This window comes from Anaerostipes butyraticus (genome assembly GCF_016586355.1).
GTDB classification, from domain to species: Bacteria; Bacillota; Clostridia; order Lachnospirales; family Lachnospiraceae; genus Anaerostipes; species Anaerostipes butyraticus.
In genome coordinates, this window is record NZ_BLYI01000030.1 from 1 (window position 1) to 26,913 (window position 26,913).

Genomic DNA, 26,913 nt, shown 5'->3' on the forward strand with positions numbered 1-26,913 from the left:
CCTGAAGCCGTGGGTACCATTGAGGTATTCCATAAGAATATGCTCTTTTTCTTCGTAGGAATACTTATGTTTATATGCCATAATAATACTCCCTTCTAAGTGACAAGTTTTTATTATTTCACTTGTCTACCTAGAAGGGAGCATATCAGATGGTATTGTCCATGGTATTTTTATTCACTGCCTGCAGCGGGGGAGGCAGTTCATCCGGAACGCAGAGCGAAAACACAACGGAAGCGTCCGGCGCATCTGACGCTTCAACAGATACCGCGGCAGATGATACTGTAAAAGCCGATGGAAATATTTTAGTTGCTTATTATTCCCATACCGGCAATACAGAAGCAGCAGTTAAACAAATTGCGGATCTGACGGATGGAGATCTTGCCCAGATTCAGCGAAAGGAAGACTATCAGGATCTTCAGACGGAAGCGAAAGAAGAGATCGATCAGGGCGTCCGGCCGGAAATTACAGTGGATGTGGAAAATGTGGAAGATTATGATACGATTTTTGTGGGATATCCTAAACTGGAGCAGGGTTTTGCCCGTGTATAGAGTGTATAGCGTTTGAAAAATGAGATAGAAAACTACGCTATACACAAATAGAAAGACATACTGTGTATAGCGATGATATAGATCAAGAAAGAGTGAAAGGAGACTCTAAGCATGAAAAAGAGATTATTATCATTACTTATTGCAGGTGTTATGACAGCAGGTTTGCTGAGTGGATGTGGTGCTTCAGAAGATACTCAGGATCAGAGTGACAGTACGGCACAGTCAGATCAGTCTGCAGATGAAACAAGTTCAGATACAGAAGCGAATACGGAGGATACGTCAGACGGCGGTACATCAGATGGAAAAATGCTGGTGGTATACTATTCCGCAACAGGAAATACAGAAGCAGTGGCAAACTATATTGCGGATGCTACAGGAGGAGATTTATTTGAACTAGAGCCGGTAGAACCTTATACAGACGACGATTTGAATTATAATGATGAGAACAGTCGCGTGTCTCAGGAATATGCGGATGAAAGTCTGAGAGATGTGGAACTGGTTTCTGCGACGGTAGAAGGATTTGATGAGTACGAAAATATTTTTGTGGGTTATCCTATCTGGTGGCAAGTAGCTGCATGGCCGGTAAATCAGTTTATTGAGAATAATGATTTTACTGGAAAAACGGTGATTCCATTCTGCACATCGGCGTCTTCTGGAATCGGTGACAGTGGCACATTATTAGAGGAAATGGCAGGATCAGGTAACTGGTTAGAAGGGGAGAGATTCCGGTCAAGTGCTTCGGAAGAGGATGTTGTAGCTTGGGTGGGCAGCCTGGGATTGTAATTGAATAGGTGATTAAAAAAGCATGATTCGGGAACGGGTCATGCTTTTTTAGAAACGACAAATAAGAAGAAGTCTTGTAGATATGGTCAGATGCTTGTAGCTTTGCAGGCTTTGGAGTATAATGACATTGTATGGAAAATTTGACCTTTTTAGCAATTAGTATAACATGGATTTAAAAGGTGAATGACGAATATGAAAACAAGACCAATTTTGACTCCCAAAAAACCGAAAGATGCATCCCGTATATTTGATACTACAGAGCCTTTGTTAAGACTTAGAAATATGGGGGATGATGAATTTGAGCGTGTAGTTGGAGAGTGGGCCTATTCTTGTTTAAGAAGTTCAAAAAAGTATAGTAATGTAGCTTTGCTGGGAGGATCTGGGGATTCTGGAAGAGATTTGGTTGCTTACATTGATTCGGATATGAAAAAATTTGATATTTATCAATGCAAGCGGTATAATAAGCCATTGTCACCATCAGTTTATATGATTGAATTCGGGAAGTTGTGTTATTATACGTTTATAGGGGAATATAGTGTACCGCGGAAATATTATATAGTGGCAAGTAATGGAATTGGTAATTTGCTAAGAAGTTTAATAGAGAATCCTTCAGAAATAAACCTAAAATTGATTGAGGAATGGGATGAAAAATGCGGAAAGAAAGGACAGATTATTTCAAAAGGGATACAATTAACAGATGAACTAAAAAAGTATATTGAAGAATTCGATTTTTCGATTGTTTCAGATATATCCCCCATAACGTTGATAGAGGATTTTAGTAGCTCGGTGTGGTATAAATATCATTTTGGGGGAGGCTTAAAAAGACGTCCGAAATTTGAAAAGCCATCAGAAACATTACAGGCAGAAGAGAAGAAATTACCTTATGTTAGACAATTGCTACAGGTATATTCTAAGGAAGCAAAACAGGAATTTAAAACGCAAGAGGAACTAAAGCAGGAGCAAGGGTTCTATAGACATTTTTTACGACAGAGAGAAGGTTTTTTCTCGGCACAATCATTAAAAAGATTTGTAAGAGACGAATTAGTTGATGAAGAAAGCTATGAACAATTAAAAGAACAGGTAGAATATGGTGTAATGGATATATATGAGCGTGAATATGATAGCGAGTTAGAACGAGTGAAAAACACTACACAACAGGCAAATACATTATCTATTAGTACTGATGAAATAAAAAATGTTACTATACAAGATAAGACGGGAATGTGTCACGAACTTGTAAACGAGGATCGATTAACATGGAGTGAAATAAGTGAAAATATATAATACTAATGCAGAAATAGGGTGCAGAATATTACTATTGTTGGGAAGCGTAAAGGGACCATGTTCAGTTGAAAGGTTGAGCTATTATGACTACTTTTCTTTACATCTTAATGATTTAATAGATGGGTGTGAGGGCCTACATCCATCAAATCCTAATCATTCGTCTGAAATCATCATAAAAAGAAAAACTATTAAAAATGCGATAACATATTTGATAAGCAAAGGTTTGCTTACAGTTGTTTACAGTGCTTCTGGATTTAAGTACAAAAATACGAACTTGGCAGATCGTCTGATAGAATTGCTAGATAATACCTATTCATTGAAGTATAAGAAATGTGTTATAGAAGTTGACAAATTTTTCCGAGATATGCAAGATGACGATATAACAAAATATGTAAGAAACAATATCGGAAAATGGGTCGGACAATTTGAAAGTGAAAGGGACTAAAATGCATAGCAGATTGATATTAAAGAAGCTAATATTGACAGGAGATGGAAAACAGGATGCTGTTATCGATTTTCATGAAGGATTAAATGTTATTGCAGGAGCCTCGGATACTGGAAAGTCATTTGCATTTGAGTGTATAAATTTTATTTTGGGCTCAAGTGAAGTTCCATCATGTCCACCAGAAGCAAAAGGTTATCAGACTGTATTTATAGAAATTAAAGATTCATGTCAACAGGAAGTTTTTACTTTAAAACGCGATTTTTCAAAAGATAATTATAAATCAATTTTTATTTGCTATTCTGCGTACAAAGATATTAGACAGGGCACTTTTGAAAAGTTGTCAGTATCACATAAAGCAAAAAAAAGTCTATCCAAAAAGCTATTAGATATGTGTGATTGCCCATATGAAACGGTGATAGCTAAAAAGGCAAAAGGAACTACTCAGAGTTTTACATTTAGATCGTTTATTCCTATGATAATGATGGGAGAATTGCGGGTAACAGAAAAGCATTCAGCTATTTATAGAATAAATCCAAAAGGAAGTAATTCTTCTACGGCAGAATTGACATCATTTCAAACGGTTATTTCTGGTAGAGATTATGAAAAGAAAGAGAAAGAAGTCAGTCCTGAAATTATAAAAGCAAAACTTAGAGGGCAAATTGAAGAACTAAGTTACATGATAGATGAGTTGAGAACTGAAAATGCAGGTTTAGAAGTTCAGGATAAAATAAGAGATGGACAGGACATTGTAGAAAAAATAAAGGAAATCAACGAATTTATCGATTGTAAAAAGGAAGAAGTTAAAAAATATGAAACTGAGTATGAGCAACTTCAAAGTAAAAGCGGCGAAATAAGAAGAAAAATATTTAGATTAAATGACAATATAGATAAATTCCATTTATTGAAGAAAAATTATTTGTCTGATTTGGAAAGATTGGAATTTATTTTTGATGCACATGATTTAACACAACAGTTGATTGATGTTGAATGTCCGATATGCCATTCCCCTATGCGGGTAGAAGACGCGGAAAGTTCGAATGATTATTTTATTGCATTATCTAGTGAAAGGACAAAAATTCAAATCCAGATTTCAGAGTTAGATGATACGATTTTAGATCTGCAAAATGAAGTAAAGGAAAAGGAAAGGTCTCTTGAAGACATAACATTAAAGAGCGAGTTAATATCTCAGGAACTTAATGCTATATTGTTGCCGATTATTTCAGAGAAAGTTGCAGAAGTTCAAGCATTACTTGATATTCAAGAGCAGGTAAATATTGTTTTGAGAAATAGTGAAAAAGTTAAAAAATATAATGATAGAATATCTGAGTTGACAAATAAGATAGATAATACAAAAGCAGATAAAGGAAATGAAATAGAGCCTGTTGCAGAATCGTATTTAACGGGATTGTGCAATGAGATTTCTGCTTTATTAAAAGAATGTAATTTTATTGGTAAAGAAGAAAAAGTGGAGTTTAATAATAGAACCCATGATCTTGAAATAGATGGTAAACCAAAGGCTTCTTATGGAAAAGGAGCTAGAGCGATTATTAATTCTGTTTTTTTGTTGGGGATAATGAATTATTGCTTAGAACGAGATTTGTGTCATCCAGGGGTAGTAGTTTTAGATTCACCGTTGACAACATATAAGGAAAAGGATAAGAAAAATGGAGAAAATGACGAGAGTGTAGGACGAGGTATAAAAGAAAAATTCTATAAAATGCTTGCAGATGAAGGGACTTCAAAGCAGATAATAATTTTTGATAATGAAGAGCCGGATGAAGAAGTGAAAGGAAAGATAAATTATTTGCATTTTTCTGGGGAAGCAAAGATTGGAAGGAAAGGATTTATACCTGAATGAATCAAATAGATTAATAAGTATATATGGGGACAAGTGTATAAGTCCACAAAACTTGTAGAAGATGGTCTAAGTCTTATACTATCGAGTTAGTTTGTGTTACGTGAAAAAATGCTTTCTGATAGCATAGTTGACACAGGGTGTCTGGCTGCAATTTCAAAAGCAAAAATGTCTTAATCACATCATTTTATATGGTCATTTGTGCAAAACTTATTCGACACGGAAATTATTTCATAAAAGTGTTTGTGGATACTATGAATGATATGGTATCACATTTTGGAGCATTAGGACATTTTAAATGATCAAAATGTCCTAATAAACAACTAATTAAATGTCCTATAAGATGATTCTTTGGAGAAAAAGGGCTTGTCGAGCGTATTGGCAGCCGCAAATCAGGACAATGGATTATAAAATAGGATTTTACTCAGAGAAAAGATATGAAGAAAAAACTTCCGCTTAATCAGGAAATCTATCTGCCGGAATATCTCAGCGGTACTGTTGCCAGATCTTTTGAGAAAGAATCAGACCAGAGAATACTGTACTGGGATTTCAGCAAAGCTCTTGATGAAAAGCTTAAAATGCAGATAGAATTACTTCTGAACGAGATTGCAAAATCAATAAAAAATCGAGAAGAGAGACGAAACAGGTACTTGCTTCCACTCAAGTGCCTGTTTTGCTATGCTGAAAAAAGTGGATTGAAAGATATTATGAAAATGGAGAAAGCTCAGGAACAGGAATACTCTCTCATGCTTAAGCGGGAATATGGCAATCTCTGTTTGAGTCCAAAGAAATTCATCCTATTTTGCCGCAAGTTGTTGTTTCTGGAATCTAAGAATATAGACTGGGAGGCTAACGTCTGGTTTACGGAAAGACTGAATATTTCATCAGAGAGATATAGCCGTAGTAATGCCGTGGAGAGTTTTTCCTTTTTAGACATTCATTTTCATGAGAATCGTCAGGGCCTGCAAAGATACCTGAAATATCTTTTGACAGTTACGTCTTTAAATTTAGGAACCATTCGTATTCATCATACCTATATTAAAGAATTTTTAAGATTTCTAGAAGATGGTGGAAAGGTCATAACAGATATTGATCGTAATTCTATGGAAGAATATTTAAAAAGCCTGTCCATGAGTCGTATTACAGCTTAGAGTTATAATAATAAGCTGAAGATCATTTCAACATTTTTACATTATCTGCATGTGACAGATTATATTGGAAAGTTTTCAAATCCGATTCCACTGTATTATAAGAAGAGTTATCCGGGGGTAAATGAAATTGATAACCTGGATCAAAAATTGAATCTGCTGATAGCTCATCTTGGAGAATTTCTGGAGAATCTGCGGATTATGAGCCTCATTCTGCTTACTACAGGTATAAAAAAGGGCCAACTGTTTCTTTTGAGAAATGCAGATTTTTACTATAAAGATGAGAATAGTTGGATGAAGGTACCGGATACCGCCAGAAGTATACCAATTCCGGATATTTTGCATTGGCTTGTTCTGAGATATTCGGATAGAAATCACATATCTGTGGAAAACCTGCTTTTCCTGAATAACGGCAAAAGGTTTACTGCTGAAAGATTTCAAAATGCGATTATGAAACAATGCAGAAAGTCCGGTATTTTGACGGATGTGTATGTGTTTAAAGGTAATGGCTATCAAAAAGAAGTGCGTAAAGCATTTTATAGAAGTGGCACTTCGATTCAGGTAATCCGTGATTATATGGGTTATCAAACAGATGAAATTGTAAAGAAAAATATCGGATTGCTGGATGAAGAACTGGTGAAAAAGTCGATGGAGTATTATGCAAAAATGGAAAGCAGCCTGGGAGGAAATTTACTGATGGCAAAATACGATAAGATGAATGAGGCTAATCGGCAGGAAAGCAGAAGAAAAATTGAACTTGCTGTAGAAGAAATACGTAGAGCTGCTTCAGCGGGGAAAGATCTATCAGTGTCTGAAGTTTCAGAAAATACAGGACTGTCCAGAGGCTTTTTTTACAAGAACGAAGAAGTAAAGTCTGTGCTAGAGGAAGAGCGCGAAAAGATAGATCAAGGTAAATTGGCGCAGATTAAGCGGGAAGTTCGTGAGAAAAGCATGGAGAAACAGGTGGAAATCTATCAGAATGAGATAAAAAAGTTGTTGGAAGAAAATGAACGATTGAAAAAAGAGAATATAATGCTGACAAGAAAACTGGAAAGGTTGACAATGAAATAGGGGATCAGATTATCAGAAAGCATGAGAATGCTGAAAAAGTGTGTATTGTGTTAAAACGCTATAAAACAAGTGTTTTTAATAAATTATCCGATTTTATACCCCAATCTGGTGGAATGAAGTGCCGGCAATGATCGGAACATTTCTGGATTCCTATGATTTTTCAGGGAAAACTCTTGTTCCATTCTGCACCAGCGCCAGTGACAGGATTGACAACAGTTTGCACATCTTCAGCGAACTGTGTCCAGATGCCAATATTGCAGAAGGACTGACAGCAAATGATGACGCGGACATTGAGCCGTGGCTGCAAAAAACAGGGGCCGTTTAAGGGGCCCCGTTTGTATGTATATGAAATTAGGATTCAGATACCATTCCGGTTCTGCGGTAAGCAATGTATAGGTGTCCAAGGAAATGTTTCAGAGCCACCCAGTTGGATTCTGCCCAGACAAGAAAAGATCCGGTCAGGATCGGAAGGAAGCAGATCCATGCGCCGATCAGTCCAAACTGACGGCATGAAAGATAGGAAATCACAACGCCAATATGGAAGAAAGCCAGCACTTTGCCGAAAAATTCTCCCTTGTGGAGAGCTTTCGGATCTTTGCTGCATAGATATTCCGTCAGAGATGTAATGAACTGACGGAGATTGTTTGTTGAAAAAATACTGGATGCAGTATAGCCGTCAGCCCCGGAAAAAGAACACCACTGAATCGCCATGGCAAAAAACAGCGGATACAGGGCAATGAAGTCATTCAGATCAGATGGCAGCAGGCCGGTGATCAGCACGGCAGCGGCATCGACTCCCAGGCTGAAAGGCTTCATAGGCAGCCTGGTGTATTTGGGGAGAATGACGGTCAGGGACAGGGCAGCCGCATAGACTGCAAGTCCGATGATCCGGATCAGCCAGTCGGAATCCGGGTGTCCGGCAGTATCCATGGCAATAGAGATCAGATTGGAGGTCTGGGCGGAACCAAAAAGATCATGGTGGTTCAGAATCGCGAACCCGCCGAGAAATCCTCCGATTACAGCCATATTAAGATGAATCCAGCGTTGTAAATTTGATTTCATATTTTATCCTGCTTTCAAATTTTCTTTCTTTGCTATTATAGTTCGCAGAAGGAATGTTGTAAAATTGATATTTTGCTTATATAATATAAAAATAATTTATATTTTGTGAGAGAAGGTGAGAAATTTGGATTATATGGATGTTCATACGTTTCTTACGATCGTGTCCTGTGAGTCTTTATCAAAAGCGGCAGACCTTTTGTTTGTATCACAGCCGGCATTAAGCCACAGACTGACCAAACTGGAAAAAGAACTGGGCGTAAAATTAATGGTAAGGGGAAAAGGAGTCAGAAATATCCGATTGACGGAAGAGGGGAAGCATTTTATACCGATAGCAGAGAAATGGGAGAATCTTTATTTTGAGACACAAAAGATCCGGCAGTCGGACGCGAAAGAGCTGCTCCGGGTTTCCAATGTAGACAGTCTGAATGAGAGTCTGATGACAAGTGTATGTACAGATTTTCTGTCCAGGAATCGTCAGTGCAGACTGCATCTGACGACTCTTCGATCAGATGCCGCATATGAGGCTGCGGAGAATCATGAGATCGATCTGGGGCTGATCATGAATCCGAGATTTTCAAGAACGATACGTACAGTGCCATTATTTGAGGAAAATCTATCGTTTGTCTGCTCCGTGTCATCGGATTATAAAGGGCCTTTGGTTTCTGCCAGCCTGGATGCATCGGATGAAGTGTATATCCCCTGGGGAAATACTTTTTTAAGATGGCATGATTACTGGTTCGGTCCTGCGGCAGAAACAAGAATCACCATGGATCATATGGCTCTTCTGGAAAGGATGCTGAGTCTCGATCATACATGGGCTATTGTTCCTGCGACCATAGCAGCGAAACTGGTGAAGACAGGGAAGATCAGAAGAGTGCCTTTGGAAGACGGTCCTGCGCCAAGAACCTGTTACGGGATTCTGAAGCAGAATGAGAAAGAACGGTCATGGATTGCCGATTTCATAAAAGAATTCATACGGCAGGCAGAAAAAACGCCGGAAATCCGGGTGCTGGAAACATCACGCCAGCCGTCCTATGAATAAAAAATCCCGAAAGACTGTTTATGGATCTTTCGGGATTCGTTCTATATAGAAGTATTTATTATTTTGTCAGCATTTCCATGATCTTGTTGCTGCGGGCGATGAATTTTGTCATAGCTTCCGGCTCCAGCGGTTTATGGCTTAACATTGCCAGGTCATAGAGCTGCTCACAGATGATCTTGGCATTATCAGCATCTCCGTGTTCAAACAAATACTGAACCAAAGAGTTATTGGCATTTAATGTCAGAGATTCCTGAGCGCCTCCGAACATGTTCGGATCCATGCCAGGCATGCCGTACATCTTCATCATGTCCTGCATACGTCTGCTTTCCTCGGACAGCGTAATAATAGAAGAAATTTTCTCATCCTTTAATTTTTCCACATGAACATCCAGGTTTTCTTTTCCAAGAGTTTTGCGGAATAAGTCAGTCAGAGCTTTTGTAATATCTTCCAGTTCTTTTTCGTCGGTCTTTTCTTTCAGAGCCTCTTCCACATCGGCGTCAATTCGTTTGAATTTGATATGCTGGTTCTGCTGTTCAATCTGCGTAATAAACGCGGAATCAATGTTCTGATTTAAAATTACTGCGTCCATGCCCTGTTCTTTGAACATATTGATGTACTGGCTCTGCTGTACTTCATCTGTAATATAGTAGAGGGTTGTCACATCGTCATCGCTGGCAGGCGCAGGCACCAGATCGCTTAAAGTAACGTATTTGTGTTCCATATTCTTGAACAGAAGATAATCTTTGATCTTTTCTGCGAATTTCTGATCACGGATAAAGCCGAACTTGATGAACGGGCTGATATCGTCCCAGTATTTTTCATAAGACTCACGGTCGTTTTTGCACATACCGGTCAGTTTATCTGCTACTTTCTTTGTGATGTAGCTGGAGATCTTCTGTACGAATCCATCGTTCTGCAGTGCGCTTCTGGATACATTCAGCGGAAGATCCGGGCAGTCGATAACGCCTTTTAACAGCATCAGGAATTCCGGAATGACTTCTTTGATGTTGTCCGCGATAAATACCTGGTTGTTATATAATTTGATCGTTCCTTCAATGGAATCATATTCTGTATTGATCTGCGGGAAGTAAAGGATTCCCTTTAAGTTAAACGGATAGTCCATATTCAGATGAATCCAGAACAGAGGCTCCTTAAAGTCATGGAAGACTTTGTGATAGAATGCCTTGTATTCCTCATCGGTACAGTCGTTTGGACGTTTCATCCACAACGGATGAGTGTCACTTAAAGAAACCGGCCGTTTGTTGATCTTGACCATTTCTCTTGCCGGAGAAATTTCTACGGTTTCTTTTGTACCGTCCTCTTTTTCACGTTCTTCTGTCTTAGCATCCTCATGGATGTGTTCCACAACAACGTCATCTTCCTTCAGATCTTCTTCCGGGATGGTCTCATATTCCTGTTCTTTGCCTTCTACAGACAGGAAAATTTCCGTTGGCATAAAAGAACAGTATTTTTCGATGATTTCTCTGGCGCGGTATTCGTTGGTGAATTCCGTGCTTTCTTCATTCAGGAACAATGTAATCTCTGTTCCAACTTCAGATTTTGTACCTGTTTTCATAGTATATTCGGTACCGCCGTCACATTCCCAGTGAACCGGTTCAGCTCCTTCTTTATAAGAAAGAGTATCAATATGAACTTCATCGGCAACCATGAAGGCAGAATAGAAACCGAGACCAAAATGTCCAATGATCTGATCTCCCTCTGTCTTATCTTTATATTTTTCCAGAAATTCTGTTGCGCCGGAAAAAGCAATCTGGGTAATGTATTCTTCCACTTCATCGGCAGTCATACCAAGACCGGTATCTGTAAATTTCAGAGTTTTCTTTTCCGGATCCAGGATAACTTCTACTTTATTTTTATGACCTTCCGGATAGTTGTATTCTCCCATCATGTCCAGTTTGTTTAATTTGGTGATCGCGTCACATCCGTTGGAGATGAGCTCACGGAAGAAGATATCATGATCGGAATACAGCCATTTTTTTATGATCGGAAAGATATTATCGCTGTTAATAGAAAGATTTCCTCGTTTTTCAGCCATTTGATTACACTCCTTTATATGAATTTTTTCTTTTTTTGTTCTACATGATCTAGGACAATGTTCCTATAAAAGGTATTGTAGAACCATTTTTCCATAAAGTCAAGAGAAAATTAGCACTCATCCAAAAAGAGTGCTAACAAAATCGAATTTTACAAATATTAGAAATGTTTTACCTCTATTTAACCTGAATATGATATGTGATTGACCTATCTTTTTTATAATAAAGAAATCACAGGAAAAAAGGAGAAGGAGAAGAAGTGGAATTTACAGCAGAATGGCAGCCGGAAGCAAAACTTTGGGAAACAAAGAATTACGGCAGATATGATGAAGTGGATTATATCAGGACATTTCTGGGACGGGATCAGGCATACATACCGGTAAAAGATGTTTTGATTTTTGAAACCGCCAAAGGACATTACCGGGCAAATCCTTTTATGAAACAGGCGGCAGATTCCCTTCATTATAATCAGATTGAGATTATTGCATTTGACCAGGGCGGTTATGGCAGAGAAGGGGATTATAAGAAAATCCTGCGGCAGTGCGGATATCCGTATATTGAGAAAATTGCTCTTCCAGCGGCTTTTGGAAAAAAGAAGTGTGGCTTTGGATTTTTTAAGGAGATGACTGCATCTTTTGGAAAAGGTAAAAAATATGGAATCATTTCCAATAAAGCCGAGCTGTTTGCTGTGGCGAAACACGTAGACTTTCTGTTGTATACATCTCCGTCACAGTATCCGGGACGGTATTATCTGGGGAAGAAAAACGGAGAAGAAGAACAGTTTTTTGAAAATTTCATTAACGAACAGCTGCTGAATGGAACGGTGAAGGAATCCAGAGGATATCATTTCGGATATGCTTTTGAGGGAATCCTGATCTACGCATTCTGCAGCTTTTTGAAGAAAAGGATAGAAGCAGAAGGGACAGGGCGAATCTATTTTACGGCTCCATCGAGCACTGCCTTTCAGGCATATGCGGCGCTGCATCCGGAAGAAGAAATGGAAACTCTTTATGTATGGAAGCAGACCAGGAGGGACAAAGAACTGAAAAGTTATCTGGAGAAAAGGGTAGAAGACAAGGCGGTGATCGTGGATTTTTCTCTGGATCCGGAATGGAAAGACGAGCTGGAGGCATTGTGCCGGAGGGGATGCAGGGTGTTAACCCTGTGTGATCTGTTCGGACAGGATAATATCAGAAAGTATGGAAAAACAGTAAAAAAAGCAGTCGGTATGGCAAAAGAAAATAATTTCTCTGTAACATATTACAAAAATGGTCTTCCAGTATGGGAACAGGAGGAAGTAAGTATTCGGAAACTGCGCAACGGACAGGAAATCCAGAGAGGCATCATGGAATTTGTGATGCAGTTTGAAGAGTACCGCAGGCAGGAAAATCTTCCTGAGTTTGACTGCGGGGCAAAAGATATGCAGCTGATTGAGAAGGTCTTAAAGTATGCTTTTAACGAGGAAGAAAGAAAACGCCGGCATATGGAACCGTTCCAGGCATTGATTCAGTCCAGGACGGCGAAATGGGGCGTGCGGCTGCTAAAAAGCATGTATCGGAGGATAAGGAAAAAATGATTTTATATATAGGAGCTTCGATTTATCATATTTTATGCTTCAGTCTGCACAAACTGATCTATCATCCTGAGGAAGAAGCGGTGCTGATAATCTGCGATAATATTTTTTCTAAAAGCGGGATGGAAGAGCTGAAAGCAGATATTGATAAGTCGGAAATTTTTTCCCGCACCCTGATTCTTCATTATATTGAAGGGGCTTACAGCAATCCATATGTGCTGAAAGAAACATCCCCGGCAGAAGAAATCGATCGTTATATCGCATGGAATGAACAGTGGATCGAAGAGTGGATGGAACAGAACCAGCTGGATATCAGCGAGGCTGCAGAATTTAATACAGCGATCGATCACAGACATTTTGGTCTGTATCTGCTGTCAAAGAAAATTCCGTATCAGTATTTTGAGGATGGAAACGGACTGCTGTCCAGAGAACGGGTGCAGATGGAATTTCATAAAAAATCCCAGTATGCTTCCTACGCAGTGACAAAACGTCTCCATGCCCTGGGAAACAGCCGTTATGTGACGAAACGGTATGCTAACTCCAGCGCGCAGGTGCCAGGATTTTACGATGAAAAAATGGAAGATTTTAATGTGATCACTTTGTTCGCCGGATTGAAAGAAGAAGATAAAAAAAGACTTCTGAAGATGTTTCATGCCAAAAAGCTGGAACTGCCCCGGACAAAGAAGGGGCCGGTGCTTTATCTGACCCGGTATGTGAGATATCTTCAAAAACCCACCATACAAAATCATCATTATCTTTCCGCCATGATACTGGATTTATTTGCAGAAGACCATCTGGTGGTCATTAAGCCGCATCCAAGAGATTTTTCCGGAAGATACCGGGATCTGTTTCCGGATGCGGTTGTTCTGGACAAACATTTTCCGTCAGAGCTTCTGCCTTTCCTGTATGATGGAAAATTCCGCAAGATCATTACGATTGGCTCTACGGCAATTGATGCTCTGGAAAAAAATACGGAGGAGATCATAAAACTGGAAGAAGGATTTGAAAACAAGCTGGATTCGGTCTTTGGATATGTGGTGGCAGTCCAGGCGGTAAAATCATTGTTTCCGGAATTGAAAAAAGAAGAAATTACAGCAGCAGGATGCTTAAGAGAACTGCTGGATCCTCTGTGCCGGGATATACTGGGATTTACGGTGCCGGAGGCAGGAAAACAAGGACATTACAAAGTGGTGGTAGCAGACGAGATACCGGACAGGATACCAGAGGCGGATTTGATTTTGTATCTGAATACCGCCTGGGATTTCAAATTCGCAGACACAGATCCCGGTGTTTTTCAGAGACTTGCCTTTTTGGGGGTATCCGTAAAAACTGTTTCCCGAAAAAGTCTAGGGAAAGCCAGCGAGGCAGTTATCCTGGCAGAGGCCGGGGATCCGGAAATCAGAAAAGCGGCGGAGAACTTTCGGTTTCGGAAAGAGTTTCCAAGAACGGGTCTTGTGATGACTGCGGGAAATGAAACAAGACAAGAAAAAGAATATGGAAAAGTTATGGCAGAGATTTTGTGGATGAGTCATAAAACAGGGAAAGAAAACGGAATGCTGCTTCTGCCGAAGCGCAGAAGGAAGGTATCCATGGGAGATGTGGAAGCAGTCCGTCAGCTTTGCTCTGTGTTAAAGAAGGAGGAAGAAACTGATGAAAACCATCGCATTTGTACCAATGAAATTGAAGAATGAGAGACTGCCGGGTAAAAATACGAAACCATTTACTCATGGAAAGCCTCTTTGCAAATATATCCTGGAGACACTGAAAAAGGTAAAAGAGATCGATGAAATTTATGTATATTGTTCGGATCCTGCCATCCTTCTCTATCTTCCGAAAGGAATAAAGTTTTTAAAAAGAGATCCTGCCCTGGATGGAAGTCAGGTAAAGATCAATGAGGTACTGCGGGCATTTGCAGAAGATGTGCCGGCTGATCTCTATGTCCTTGCTCATGCCACGGCGCCTTTTGTCAAGGCGGAAACGATTTCCAGAGGCGTGCAGGCGGTACAATCTGGTGAGTACGACTCCGCTCTCACTGTATTTCGTCAGCAGGATTTCTTCTGGATGGATGGAAAACCATGGAATTATGATACGAAAGAAATTCCAAGAACCCAGGATCTTAAGCCTTTGTACCGGGAAACTACCGGACTTTATATTTATGAGAGCCGGCTGATCCTGGAAGAAAACCGCAGGATCGGAGAGAAGCCGATGCTTCTTGAGGCAGACTGGAAGGAAGCGGTAGACATCAATAATCCGGAAGATTTTGTGATCGCAGATGCCATTTACAATTACTGTATGAGAAAAGGAGAAAAGGTTTATGAATAGAGTTTCTGTATTGGACTGTACACTGCGGGACGGCGGATATGTCAATGATTTTAATTTTTCCAGCCGGACGATCAAGACGATGATTTCCAAATTAGGAAAAGCGCATATTGACATTATCGAATGCGGATTTATACGAGATACAGAATACGACAGGGAACGCTCTGTGTTCAGCCGGATCGAGCAGATAACGCCGTTTATTACCCCAAAGAAAAAGCATTCCATGTATGTAGGCATGATCGTTACAGGTACCATTTCCGCATCTAAAATTTCGCCAAGGACCAAAGATTCCATTGATGGAATCCGGATCACTTTCCATAAGAAAGAAATGGATGAGGCGTTTTCCCTCGGATATGCGCTGATGGATAAAGGATATGAAGTGTTTATGCAGCCAGTGGGGACAACGACTTATACGGATGCGGAGATTCTGGCTCTGGTAGAACGAATCAATGAAATGAAGCCGTTTGCCTTTTACCTGGTGGATACATTAGGGAAATTATACGCAAAACAGCTGTTAAAGTTATTCTATCTGGTGGATGATAATCTGGATGAGGAGATTGCCATAGGATATCATTCCCATAATAATCTTCAGCTGGCTTTTTCCAATGCACAGGAACTGATCGCAAGCTGCGGAAAAAGAAAGCTTTTTATTGACGCTTCCATCCTTGGGATGGGAAGAGGAGCAGGAAATCTCTGTACAGAGATTCTGACGCAGTATATCAATGAAAATATAGAATACCGCTATCATACGGAACTGCTGATCGAACTGGTAGATGAGTACATCAGTCCGATTTCATACATCCATCCATGGGGATATAATGCCGGATATTTTCTGGCGGCAACCAATAACTGCCATCCGAATTATGTGGGATTTCTGATGAATAAGCAGACCCTGAACATCAAGCGGATCTATCAGGTGCTGAAAGAGATTCCGGAGGAAGAGAGGGCTTTATACAATGAAAAGCTGATTAATTCCCTGTATCAGAAATTTCAGGAAAATGAAATTGATGATACAGAAACGATAAAAGCACTGAGAAAGATGATGGATGGAAAAGAAATCCTGATCACTGCTCCGGGAAAAAGCATACTGGATGAAAAAGAAGAGATCCAGGAGTATATCCGGCAGGAAAACCCCTTTATTATTTGTGTCAACAGCATGCCGGATTATATTGTGCCGGATCTGCTGTTTATCAGCAATCAAAAGCGGTTTCATCAGATAAAAAAAGAGTATGGAATGAAAAATCTTCCGTCTCCGGCAGTGGTTACTTCCAACATTGACGCAGGAAAATCCATAAAATACATTGTCAATTATTCAGAACTTACCATGTCAGATACGATGATTTCTGATAATGCCTGTCTGATGCTGTTTAATCTTTTGCAGAAGATGGGAATCGATGAGATCCATGTGGCAGGTTTTGATGGATACCATACTAATGTAGAGAGAAACTATTATGCCCGGAACCTGATCAATAACACAGACCGGGAGAAATTAAGACAGATCAACAAACATATACAAAAATATATGGAAAGGATCGAATCCCATATGCAGGTCCATTACCTGACAGAATCCATGTATGATAGGAGCAGAAACGATGTACAGTCAATTCAAGAGTAAAGTAAAAAATAAAATAAAGACCATAGGCAGGAAGATTCTCGGTATGGAACAAAAAAAAGAAATTGTATCTGCGGAACGATCCGGCAGAGTGAAGCCAACGGTTCTGGCCAGAAGACTTCTGGAATACGATGTGATTTCTTTTGACATTTTTGATACGCTGATCCTTCGGACCCTGTCCAAGCCTACCGATGTATTTATGTCTGTGGGACAGGAGCTGGGCATGCTGAATTACACGACTATGCGGCGTGAAATGGAACTGAGGTTAAGGGACGGGAAAGAGGCAGAGACCGGGAGCAGGGAAGTTACGTTTGAGGAAATTTATGAAGCCATGGAAAAGTACTGCGGCGTCAACGCCAAAGAAGGAATTGAAGCGGAATTCAGGGCGGAATTGAAATACTGCATTCCAAATCCGTATATGAAAGAAGTCTTTGATCTCCTGAAAAACTATGGGAAAACGATCATTATCGTTTCGGATATGTATTTTTCAAAACAATGGATGAAAAAACTCCTGTCAGCCTGTGGATACGAAGGATATGACCGTCTGTTTGTGTCCTGTGATTATGGGTTTGGCAAGAGATCCGGAAAACTGTATCAGAAAATTTCTGAGGAATATTTAAACGGCAGGAGTGTGATCCATGTGGGAGACAATCCGACGGTAGATGTGGAAATGGCTGAAAAACAGGGATGGGTTTCTGAATTTTATGAAGATATCCACACAAGAGGGAAAAAATACCGTCCGTCTCTGATGTCTTCCTGTATTGGAAGCGCATATCGGGCAGTGGTCAATATTAAGATGCATTCCGGGGCTTTTGAATCAGAAAAAGAAAGAGATCTTGCTTATCAGTATGGGTACATCAATGGAGGGATCCTGATCCTTGGCTATGTTCAGTGGATCCACCGTCAGGCAAAGGAAGAGCATATGGATAAAGTCCTTTTCATTGCCAGAGATGGATGGATCATGAAACAGGTTTACGATGATCTGTACGATGATATTCCATCAGAGTATGTTTATCTGTCCAGAAACGCGGCATTGAAGATGACCTGTGACTATAACCGGTATGAATTATTCCGGCAGTTCGTGGAGCGAAGAGTGGATTCAGAGAAACCATATACGATCCGGGATATCCTGGTTTCCATGGAACTTGAGAGCATTCTGCCAATGCTGGAAAAAGACGGAATTCATACAGGGGATATTGTTGATACAAAGGAAAAGGCAGAACAGGTGAAAGAAATGCTCCTGGACAGATGGGAACATGTCTGCGGAGTATATGAATCTTCCGCTCAGGCATTCCATCAGTATATGAAACCGATTCTTGCAGGCTGTCATCGTGTGGCGGCAGTTGATACCGGATGGAGAGGAACCTGTCCGGCCGCCATAAAATATATGATAGAGAAAAAATGGGAGGAAGACTGCGAAGTGACCGGTATGATGATGGGATCATGCAAATATAAGTTCAACAATACGATTCCTCTGATCAAAGATGGATCGATCAGAACGTATCTGTTTTCACCGCAGCATAATGATCATCTGGCGCGATTCCATTACAATAAAAATCTGATTCATAATACCTGTATAGAGTTCATCACATCAGCTCCGCATCCGTCTGTCACCAGTTTCCAAAAAGGAGATGATGAAAGCTATAAAATCCGGTTTGAATATCCGGAACAGGAAAATTATGAAATTACGGAAAATGTCCACCAGGGAGTACTGGATTTCGTAAAGGATTATAAAAAGTATCATGGAGACAGCCCGCTGTTTTGGGAAATTCCGGCGCTGGACGCATATTGGCCGATCCGCTTCGCGATGGAGCGGCGGTTTGAATCTGTGATCAAGAAAGCTTTCGGGGGCTATGTATATAATAAGTATGTCGGCGGACTGGAAGGCAAACGGGATATGGATACATTCCTGGACATGTGCAGAAAGGAGGGAGTATAGATGATCTTATATTACGGAGTCACCAGCTATCATATGCTGTGCTGCATCCTTCACAAGATGACCTGTCACCCGAAAGAAGAAGCGCAGCTGTTCCTTTCCGACACCCATCCGGAGTGCGGAAAACTGACAGCCTCTATTCGAAAAAGCGGGATTTTTCAGAAAGCGGAACTTTTTCCGGATAAAGGAAGGATGCTTCCTTATAAAAAGGAATACCAGAGAAACAAGACAGAAGAAAAGCTGGATTATTTCATAGAGGATCTCTGCAAAAAGACAGAAAAAGACTTTCCATTTAATCCGGAAGAAATCACGGAGTATAATATCTGCGGAGACCAGTATGCCCTGGGAATCTGGCTGATCCGCCGCAAAAAGAATTATAATTTTTTTGAGGAGGGATGCGGCGTTTATACGAGAAAGTATCTTTTGCTGGAAAATCTGGCCAGACTCAACCCGTTTCAGTATGATATGGCGGCAAAATGTCATTGTATGGGAGATTATGAAGGAATCACAAAAAAATATATTGAATTTTCTTCTCAGGAAGGAGAATTTGACCGGGAAAATTGTGAAGATTTTTCTGTGAAACATATACTGGCGGGAATGGAAGAACAAGAACTTGGTCTGGTAAAAGATATCTTTCAGGTGCCTGAAGTTTCTTCCATGGAAGGTTCCGATTCTGTACTTTTGCTGACGCAGCAGTTTGTAAATATGGGATTTTTAACGGTGCGGCAGGAAAAAGAACTGTATGATCTGATGCTGGATTATTTTGCGCTGGAGAGCATGCTGTATGTGAAGCCACATCCCAGTGACTGGCAGGGGCTGTATGGGGACTGGTATCCGGATGCAGTGACTCTTCCGCGTTTTATGCCATCGGAACTGCTGCCTTACACCAGCAATGGAAAATTCAAAACAGGGATCACAGTATCTTCCACTTCGATTTTCGGACTGGAACCTTACATGGAAAATATCATCTGTCTGGATTCTTCTCTGGAAGATCATTATGAAAATATAAACTGGTATTATGCCGTAGGGCAGATTCTGGATCAGGGGATCAGAGAAGCTGAAAGTATCCGCTATGAAGGGAAATGTCCAAGGCTTTTTAAGGCAGTGATGCCGGATATTGCGGAAGGCGGTAATCTGAAGGTTCTTGTAACCAGCCAGAGAGGAGAAAAACCAGCGGAAGATCTTGTGATCTATCTGAACGAAGAAGGAAAGAATCAGATTCCGGAATGGATGTTTGAGGAGACCGATCATCTGTGGCCTGCCGCAGTTTGTATAACCGATATGGAAAGCGGCTGGAAAGGATTTCACTACATATATATTTATTCCAGACAGCTGCAGGTCCTGGAAGCATTAAAGAAAACCGAGGTGAAAAAACAATTGAATTATTCAAAGAAAGAAGTATCAATGACTCCGGAAAAATATCAGGCTCAGTGCCGTGCTCTGGAAGGAATGCTGAATGCAGCCAATCAGAGGATCGAAGAACTGCTGAAGGAAAAAAAGGAGCTGGAACGGAAGTTAAATCAGAAATGAAATAAAAAATTGAAGCGGCGGGACCGCTTCTTTTTTTGAAAGATCAAAGAATTAAAGTTTTGGGGTAGGAGGAAGAAAGATATTCCCACAAGATTCCAAAAAACTGACTGACCGTAGGTTTATGGTTCATCGGATATCCTGCAATGTATTGAAGCAGGATGGGATTCCTCTTCCATATGACTCCGATCAGAGTTCTTATATCACGTTCTACAGTTTTCCATTCGGTTTGATAATGTTTTGCAATGTCTGGATACAGCCATTTTGTGACGAGCTGGAGTCTCATTTCATTGTTTTCTGACAGCAGCTTGAGGCCGTAAATTACGTATCGGAAACCAGCGTAGTTAGGGGTTCCGCCCAGCATGAAAAGTAGTCGCCGGGTACTGGCAATGCAAGGCATTAGGCTCACTCCCTTCTAAAACAAATCTTAAATCTTTAAAAAATTCCAACAGATCTTCCTCTGAAAGAAGAAGGATAAAGAATACCAGAGACATAGCGGAAAAACCGTACCGTCCGTGTTCCTGATCAAAATAAGATCTTGGCGATACGTGGAGGGCTTCTGCCATATTCTCTTGTGTCAGATGATTCTGGTGACGATAATCCTGGATCTGATGCCTAAGAAAATCCTGAAGCAAATGTTTATAATCATCCATTCATAATCCTCCTTTATTCGACGAGTACAGGGAAATTTTACCTTTAAATAACAAAAGTTACCATGAGGTGCACTTCAGGATGCAGGAGGGTTTTCCTTTCTATTTTGAAAAGCCGGAAAGAGGGCAATGAGGGAAGAAAAATAAGGGAAGTTTTGTAAAAAGATCTGGGAAATGAGAAACCATAAAAAGAAAATAAAAAAGGCAAAGAAGCTGTAAAAAACTTCTCCGCCGGTTGAGAAACCACGCAAAACCGCCATTTCACGCAAAAAATAAGGACACCAGCATAATTGCTGATGTCCTGTTATAAATCGGGGCGACAGGATTTGAACCTGCGACCTCGTAGTCCCGAACCACGCGCTCTACCAAGCTGAGCCACGCCCCGTGCATTTGCTATTATAGCTCCTTTTCCACTCATTTGTAAAGAGGAAATTTAAAAAAATTTGAAATAGTGTTACAATAAGGAAAAGGAGGACGGTAATGAAACAAGTTTACAGCATGTATTTCAGCGGAACCGATACGACAAAAAAGGTAACGGAGTTTCTGGCTGGCCGCCTTGCCGAGAATCTGAACAGAAAAAAGATTGTATATGATTTTACGCTGCCGGATGCAAGAAAAGGGTATCCGGAATTTACAGAAGATGATATAGTAATCTTTGGAACTCTTATGAGGATGAAGGCTGTCTTTATCATAAGAAGGAACTGGAAGAAATGTATGAAAGGCGGGCAGAACCGGAACTTTTTCTTTGATGAAAAGTCAGAGACAAGAATCTGCCGGAATCTGCCGCAGCAGGAACAAGGAAATGAATAAAATAAATTATCAAAAAAAACTGGATCAGATCATTGAGCAGGAGGCAGACCGAAGGCCAAGGCTTCTGCTGCACAGCTGCTGTGCGCCGTGCAGCAGCTATGTGCTGGAATATTTATCCCGGTATTTCCGGATCACGGTCTTTTACTACAATCCTAATATAGATTCCGCAAAGGAATACGAAAAAAGGGTAGAAGAGCAGAAAAGGCTGATCCGGGAGATGAAACTCGGAGAGATCAGCGTAATCGACGGCAGATATAATCCGCAGGTTTTTTATCAGGCTGTCCGCGGCTTTGAGAAAGAACCGGAAGGCGGAAAGCGATGCTATCTGTGTTATCAGCTGAGACTCAGGGAAACGGCGAAGTTAGCGTCGGCAGAGAAATTTGACTATTTTACAACGACTCTGACGATCAGTCCGCTGAAAAATGCTCAGTGGTTAAATGAAATCGGCGAGAAAGCAGGGCAGGAGTACGGAGTGGCATTTCTGCCGTCGGACTTTAAGAAAAAGGGTGGTTATCAGAGATCCATCCAGCTTTCGAAGGAATATTCTCTGTACCGTCAGAATTTCTGCGGCTGTGTTTTTTCAAAAAATGAAAGCCGGGAGCGGCAGAAGAAAAATACACAAGAGAGCCAGACGGAAAAACAAATTGAAAAAAATAAATGAGCAGGTGCGAAAAAAATCGGAAAAAGTACTTGCGTAAATGTTTAGAATGTGGTAAAATTTTTACAATTTGTAGAGAAATATTTCTAGGATAATAGCACAGGTTAGTATTGGGAAATGATCGGTTTTTCTAATACTTGGGTTTGTGATTTTTATTTTAGTTTTATTTCTCTTTTTTGCTAAAATTGGAACTTTTTTCAAAAACAGCAAAATGAAGAAAACAATTTCTACGAATTTTATTTAGGAGGAAATTTTCATGAATGCATTTTTGATACTGGAAGATGGACATGTCTTTAAAGGAAAGAGCTTCGGGGCACAAAAAGAAGTCATTTGTGAAGTAGTATTCAATACTTCAATGACAGGCTACCTGGAAGTGCTGACAGATCCATCTTATCAAGGACAGGGAGTGGTAATGACCTACCCGTTGATTGGAAATTATGGAGTCTGCCTGGAAGACGCAGAATCAGATAGGCCTTGGCACTCTGCCTTTATCGTAAGGGAGATTTCAAGGATGTCCAGCAATTTTCGCAGAGAGGAGGAGCTGGAAGCATATCTGAAGGAACATGATATCCCTGGAATCTGCGGTGTTGACACCCGCGCGATCACAAAGATTTTAAGAGAAGACGGATGCATGGGCGGAATGGTCACAACGAATCCAGATTATAATTTAGATGAAATTCTTCCAAAATTAAAAGCATATAGAGTCACAAACGCAGTTAAGACAGTCACAAGAAAAGAAAAGACTCATGTGGCAGGAGACGGACCAAAAGTCGCGCTGCTGGATCTTGGAACAAAGAAAAATATCATAAGATCTCTGAGCAAGAGAGGATGTGATGTAACGGTATATCCGGCCTTTACTTCCGCAGAAGAGATCCTTGGAGATCAGCCGGACGGAATCATGCTGTCCAACGGCCCTGGAGATCCGAAAGAATGTACAGAGATCATCAAAGAGATCAAAAAACTCTATGACAGTGATGTGCCGATCTTTGCCATCTGTCTTGGACATCAGCTGATGGCGCTTGCGACAGGAGCGGATACAGAGAAGATGCGCTGGGGACACCGGGGCGGAAATCATCCGGTGAAAGATCTTGCTACCGGAAGAGTTTATATTTCTTCCCAGAACCATGGATATGTGATCAAGAATGAATCCATTCCAAAGGATGTCGCAGAAGTTTCCTTTATCAATGTAAATGACAGGACAATCGAAGGATTAAACTATAAAAACAAGAAAATCCGTACTGTACAGTTCCATCCGGAAGCATGTCCGGGACCACAGGATACGGCTTACTTATTTGATGAATTTTTGGATGTGATGAAAGGAGCAAAAAATGCCTAAGAGAGAAGATATAAAGAAAGTACTTGTCATCGGATCAGGACCGATCGTCATCGGACAGGCAGCGGAATTTGACTACGCGGGAACTCAGGCCTGCCGTGCGCTGCAGGAAGAGGGCGTTGAAGTTGTACTTGTCAACTCCAATCCTGCTACGATCATGACAGATAAAGATATTGCAGATAAGGTATATATTGAGCCTCTGACTGCCCCTGTGATCGAAAAGATCATCGAAAAAGAAAAACCGGACAGCATTCTTCCGACTCTGGGAGGACAGGCAGCCTTAAACCTTGCTATGGAATTATGCGAGAGCGGATATCTGGAGAAAGCAGGCGTTGAGCTGATCGGAACATCTCCGGATACGATCAAAAAGGCTGAAGACCGTCTGGAGTTCCAGAAAACCATGGAAAAGATCGGAGAACCGATCGCAGCCGGACAGGTTGTAACAACCATCGAAGACGGTGTGAAATTTGCGAAAGAGATCGGCTATCCGGCAGTTCTTCGTCCGGCATATACGCTGGGAGGAAGCGGCGGCGGAATTGCCCATAACCAGGAAGAGCTGGAGGCCATTCTTGAGAATGGACTGCGCCTGAGCCGTGTTGGAGAAGTACTGGTAGAGCGTTACATCGGCGGATGGAAAGAAATCGAATATGAAGTAATGCGTGATGAAAACGGAACCTGCATCACAATCTGTAACATGGAAAATATCGATCCGGTCGGTGTGCATACAGGAGACAGTATCGTTGTGGCTCCTTCTCAGACACTGGGAGATAAAGAATATCAGATGCTGCGTACATCCGCTCTGAATATTATCACAGAGCTGAATGTGCATGGAGGATGTAATGTTCAGTACGCGCTGAATCCGGACAGTTTTGAGTATTGCGTAATCGAGGTAAATCCTCGTGTCAGCCGTTCTTCCGCGCTGGCTTCCAAGGCGACAGGATATCCGATCGCCAAGGTAACTGCCAAGATCGCGATCGGCTATACGCTGGACGAGATTGAAAACGCAGTCACAAAGAAAACATACGCAAGTTTCGAGCCGATGCTTGACTATTGTGTAGTCAAGATGCCTCGTCTTCCATTTGATAAATTCATTCATGCAAAACGAACGTTAACGACACAGATGAAAGCGACCGGAGAAGTTATGAGTATCGGAACCAACTTTGAGGGAGCTTTGATGAAGGCAATTCGTTCTCTGGAACAGCATGTGGACAGCCTGATCTTTGGTGATTACGATAAGCTGACAGATGAAGAACTGTTAAAAGAACTGGAAAAGATCGATGATTTAAGAATCTATGTGATCGCAGAAGCAATCCGAAGAGGATTCGACTATGATACGATCTTTAATATTACGAAGATTGACCGGTGGTTCCTGGACAAGATTGCCGTTCTCGTAGAGATGGAAAAGAAACTGAAAGAAGCAGATGCGCTGGATTATGACCTGCTCCTGGAAGCGAAACGTCTGGAATTCCCGGATAAAGTGATCGGCCAGCTGGTTGGAAAAACAGAACGTGAGATCAAAGAACTGAGAAATGAAATGAACATCCACGCTTCTTATAAGATTGTAGATACCTGCGCAGCAGAGTTTGATGCGGAGACACCGTATTTCTATTCCTGCTACGATGGGGAAAATGAAGTGGAAGAAACGTCTGGAAAGAAAAAAGTTATGGTACTTGGATCTGGTCCGATCCGTATCGGACAGGGAATCGAGTTTGACTACTGTTCTGTTCACAGTGTATGGGCGCTGAGCAAAGAAGGATATGAGACAATCATCGTCAACAACAATCCGGAAACGGTTTCTACAGACTTTGACGTAGCGGATAAACTGTATTTTGAGCCGTTAACAGCAGAAGATGTGGAAAGCATCGTAGAGCTGGAAAAACCGGATGGAGCAGTCGTACAGTTCGGCGGACAGACAGCGATCAAATTAACAGAGGCCCTGATGAAGATGGGAGTTCCAATCCTTGGAACAAGTGCGGAAAATGTAGATGCGGCAGAAGACAGAGAACTGTTTGATGAGATCCTGGAAGAATGCTGCATTCCAAGACCGAAAGGAACTACGGTATTTACCTGTGAGGAAGCTCTGGAAGCCGCTCACAGACTCGGTTATCCGGTTCTGGTACGTCCATCCTATGTTCTTGGAGGACAGGGAATGCAGATTGCGGTTTCAGATGAAGATATCACTGCCTTTATGGAAATCATCAATCGTTATGAGCAGGAACATCCGATCCTGATCGATAAATACCTGGTAGGAAAAGAAGTGGAAGTTGACGCCGTATGTGACGGAAATGATATCCTGATCCCGGGAATCATGGAACATATAGAACGTGCCGGAATCCATTCCGGAGACAGTATTTCCGTATATCCGTCCATTAACCTGAGTGACAAAGTAAAACGTGTCATTGCAGAATATACGAGAAAACTGGCAAAATCCCTTCATGTTGTGGGACTGATCAATATTCAGTTTATCGTTGCCAATGAAGAAGTGTATGTGATCGAGGTAAACCCACGTTCCAGCCGTACGGTTCCTTATATCAGCAAGGTAACCGGAATTCCGATCGTGGCACTGGCAGCCAAAGTGATCACAGGAGCGAAGATCAGAGATCTTGGATATGAACCGGGACTGCAGCCGGAATCAGAATATTATGCTGTGAAAAAGCCGGTCTTCTCATTTGAGAAACTTCGCGGAGCAGAGGTAAGCCTCGGACCTGAGATGAAATCAACAGGAGAGTGTCTTGGAATTTCCAAGAACTATCATGAGGCTCTTTACAAGGCGTTCTTAGGTGCAGGCGTTGACCTTCCAAAATACAAGAAGATGATCCTGACAGTAAAAGACTCTGACAAAATCGACGCGGTAGATATCGGAAGAAGATTTATCAATCTCGGATATGAAATCTTCTCAACAAAAAGTACCTGCAGAGTCCTGAACGAGGCAGGTGTTCCGGCGAAACCGATCAATAAGCTGGAAGAGCCGTCTCCGAACTTGCTGGATTTGATTTTAGATGATAAAATTGACTTAGTCATCGATACGCCATCCCAGGGTGTCGGACGAAGCAAAGATGGATTCCTGATCCGCCGTTACGCGATCGAGACAGGAGTGACATGTCTTACAAGTCTTGACACAGCGGATGCTCTGCTGACTAGTTTGGAAACAGGAAATAGAGATCAATTGACTGTTGTAGACATAGCGACAATTTAGCGAAAAA

The 26,913-nt window shown here is 41.1% G+C and carries 24 protein-coding genes and 1 tRNA gene; 19 read left to right on the top strand and 6 right to left on the bottom strand.

What is annotated here, in order from left to right; genetic code table 11:
* Window positions 1-161: 161 nt before the first annotated feature.
* The 8 genes from JMF81_RS07065 to JMF81_RS07095 all read left to right on the top strand — a co-directional run bounded on the left by JMF81_RS07065 (window position 162) and on the right by JMF81_RS07095 (window position 7,459).
* Window positions 162-548, top strand: coding sequence for a flavodoxin (locus JMF81_RS07065; RefSeq protein WP_201310754.1), 387 nt, complete (start codon window positions 162-164; stop codon window positions 546-548).
* Window positions 549-659: 111 nt separating this feature from the next.
* The gene (locus tag JMF81_RS07070; RefSeq protein ID WP_201310755.1) at window positions 660-1,331 is read left to right on the top strand and encodes a flavodoxin; all 672 of its coding nucleotides are present in this window, start codon (window positions 660-662) and stop codon (window positions 1,329-1,331) included.
* A gap of 192 nt (window positions 1,332-1,523) precedes the next feature.
* Window positions 1,524-2,615, top strand: a complete 1,092-nt coding sequence (locus JMF81_RS07075) for an ABC-three component system protein (protein ID WP_201310756.1) — start codon at window positions 1,524-1,526, stop codon at window positions 2,613-2,615.
* Window positions 2,602-3,060: an ABC-three component system middle component 2 gene (locus JMF81_RS07080; RefSeq protein WP_201310757.1), complete on the top strand. Its 459-nt coding sequence runs from the start codon at window positions 2,602-2,604 to the stop codon at window positions 3,058-3,060. Before JMF81_RS07075 ends, JMF81_RS07080 begins: the two co-directional genes overlap by 14 nt.
* 34 nt (window positions 3,061-3,094) lie before the next feature.
* Window positions 3,095-4,918 (top strand): AAA family ATPase, encoded by a 1,824-nt coding sequence (locus JMF81_RS07085; protein WP_201310758.1) that lies wholly within the window; start codon window positions 3,095-3,097, stop codon window positions 4,916-4,918.
* Window positions 4,919-5,352: 434 nt separating this feature from the next.
* Window positions 5,353-6,066 (top strand): site-specific integrase, encoded by a 714-nt coding sequence (locus tag JMF81_RS16375; protein ID WP_243282569.1) that lies wholly within the window; start codon window positions 5,353-5,355, stop codon window positions 6,064-6,066.
* A 198-nt stretch (window positions 6,067-6,264) separates the two neighbouring features.
* On the top strand, window positions 6,265-7,134 hold the full coding sequence (locus JMF81_RS16380) for a DUF6262 family protein (RefSeq protein WP_243282570.1): 870 nt from the start codon (window positions 6,265-6,267) through the stop codon (window positions 7,132-7,134).
* Between the two features lie 103 nt (window positions 7,135-7,237).
* A complete protein-coding gene (locus tag JMF81_RS07095; RefSeq protein WP_279323886.1) occupies window positions 7,238-7,459 on the top strand; it encodes a flavodoxin in 222 nt (73 codons plus the stop codon).
* Between the two features lie 26 nt (window positions 7,460-7,485).
* On the opposite strand, the gene JMF81_RS07100 is transcribed toward JMF81_RS07095, so the two are convergent.
* Window positions 7,486-8,196, bottom strand: a complete 711-nt coding sequence (locus tag JMF81_RS07100) for a YoaK family protein (RefSeq protein WP_201310760.1) — start codon at window positions 8,194-8,196, stop codon at window positions 7,486-7,488.
* A gap of 133 nt (window positions 8,197-8,329) precedes the next feature.
* Here JMF81_RS07100 and JMF81_RS07105 point away from each other — a divergent pair, with 133 nt between their 5' ends.
* Entirely contained in the window at window positions 8,330-9,238 is a 909-nt protein-coding gene (locus JMF81_RS07105) for a LysR family transcriptional regulator (RefSeq protein ID WP_243282575.1), read from the top strand.
* Between the two features lie 58 nt (window positions 9,239-9,296).
* Here JMF81_RS07105 and htpG read toward each other — a convergent pair whose 3' ends face one another.
* Window positions 9,297-11,294: a molecular chaperone HtpG gene (gene htpG / locus JMF81_RS07110; protein ID WP_201310762.1), complete on the bottom strand. Its 1,998-nt coding sequence runs from the start codon at window positions 11,292-11,294 to the stop codon at window positions 9,297-9,299.
* A 257-nt stretch (window positions 11,295-11,551) separates the two neighbouring features.
* Between htpG and JMF81_RS07115 the strand changes: the two genes are divergently transcribed.
* The 6 genes from JMF81_RS07115 to JMF81_RS07140 are packed head-to-tail and all read left to right on the top strand — an operon-like array spanning window position 11,552 to window position 20,262.
* Window positions 11,552-12,868: a hypothetical protein gene (locus JMF81_RS07115; RefSeq protein WP_201310763.1), complete on the top strand. Its 1,317-nt coding sequence runs from the start codon at window positions 11,552-11,554 to the stop codon at window positions 12,866-12,868.
* Window positions 12,865-14,556: a glycosyltransferase family 52 gene (locus tag JMF81_RS07120; RefSeq protein ID WP_201310764.1), complete on the top strand. Its 1,692-nt coding sequence runs from the start codon at window positions 12,865-12,867 to the stop codon at window positions 14,554-14,556. Before JMF81_RS07115 ends, JMF81_RS07120 begins: the two co-directional genes overlap by 4 nt.
* Entirely contained in the window at window positions 14,516-15,187 is a 672-nt protein-coding gene (locus tag JMF81_RS07125) for an acylneuraminate cytidylyltransferase family protein (RefSeq protein ID WP_201310765.1), read from the top strand. The genes JMF81_RS07120 and JMF81_RS07125 overlap by 41 nt, the downstream gene beginning before the upstream one ends.
* A complete protein-coding gene (locus JMF81_RS07130) occupies window positions 15,180-16,799 on the top strand; it encodes an aldolase catalytic domain-containing protein (RefSeq protein WP_201310766.1) in 1,620 nt (539 codons plus the stop codon). The genes JMF81_RS07125 and JMF81_RS07130 overlap by 8 nt, the downstream gene beginning before the upstream one ends.
* 43 nt (window positions 16,800-16,842) lie before the next feature.
* The gene (locus tag JMF81_RS07135; RefSeq protein ID WP_201310767.1) at window positions 16,843-18,735 is read left to right on the top strand and encodes an HAD family hydrolase; all 1,893 of its coding nucleotides are present in this window, start codon (window positions 16,843-16,845) and stop codon (window positions 18,733-18,735) included.
* Window positions 18,736-20,262 carry a polysialyltransferase family glycosyltransferase gene (locus JMF81_RS07140; protein ID WP_201310768.1) on the top strand — a complete coding sequence of 509 codons (1,527 nt, stop codon included), beginning with the start codon at window positions 18,736-18,738 and terminating at the stop codon, window positions 20,260-20,262.
* 43 nt (window positions 20,263-20,305) lie between these two features.
* On the opposite strand, the gene JMF81_RS16785 is transcribed toward JMF81_RS07140, so the two are convergent.
* From JMF81_RS16785 to JMF81_RS07160, 4 genes are all read right to left on the bottom strand, one after another.
* Window positions 20,306-20,659 carry a sporulation initiation factor Spo0A C-terminal domain-containing protein gene (locus JMF81_RS16785; RefSeq protein WP_201310769.1) on the bottom strand — a complete coding sequence of 118 codons (354 nt, stop codon included), beginning with the start codon at window positions 20,657-20,659 and terminating at the stop codon, window positions 20,306-20,308.
* Window positions 20,604-20,912, bottom strand: coding sequence for a helix-turn-helix transcriptional regulator (locus tag JMF81_RS07150; RefSeq protein WP_201310770.1), 309 nt, complete (start codon window positions 20,910-20,912; stop codon window positions 20,604-20,606). Before JMF81_RS07150 ends, JMF81_RS16785 begins: the two co-directional genes overlap by 56 nt.
* A gap of 74 nt (window positions 20,913-20,986) precedes the next feature.
* The gene (locus JMF81_RS07155) at window positions 20,987-21,178 is read right to left on the bottom strand and encodes a hypothetical protein (protein WP_201310771.1); all 192 of its coding nucleotides are present in this window, start codon (window positions 21,176-21,178) and stop codon (window positions 20,987-20,989) included.
* 42 nt (window positions 21,179-21,220) lie between these two features.
* Window positions 21,221-21,294: transfer RNA gene (locus JMF81_RS07160), tRNA-Pro, on the bottom strand.
* 95 nt (window positions 21,295-21,389) lie between these two features.
* Here JMF81_RS07160 and JMF81_RS07165 point away from each other — a divergent pair.
* The 4 genes from JMF81_RS07165 (at window position 21,390) to carB (ending at window position 26,906) form a co-directional block, all read left to right on the top strand.
* Window positions 21,390-21,719, top strand: a complete 330-nt coding sequence (locus tag JMF81_RS07165) for a hypothetical protein (protein ID WP_201310772.1) — start codon at window positions 21,390-21,392, stop codon at window positions 21,717-21,719.
* A complete protein-coding gene (locus tag JMF81_RS07170; RefSeq protein WP_201310773.1) occupies window positions 21,712-22,380 on the top strand; it encodes an epoxyqueuosine reductase QueH in 669 nt (222 codons plus the stop codon). The genes JMF81_RS07165 and JMF81_RS07170 overlap by 8 nt, the downstream gene beginning before the upstream one ends.
* A gap of 253 nt (window positions 22,381-22,633) precedes the next feature.
* Entirely contained in the window at window positions 22,634-23,713 is a 1,080-nt protein-coding gene (locus JMF81_RS07175) for a carbamoyl phosphate synthase small subunit (RefSeq protein WP_201310774.1), read from the top strand.
* Window positions 23,706-26,906, top strand: a complete 3,201-nt coding sequence (gene carB / locus JMF81_RS07180; protein WP_201310775.1) for a carbamoyl-phosphate synthase large subunit — start codon at window positions 23,706-23,708, stop codon at window positions 26,904-26,906. Before JMF81_RS07175 ends, carB begins: the two co-directional genes overlap by 8 nt.
* Window positions 26,907-26,913: the final 7 nt, after the last annotated feature.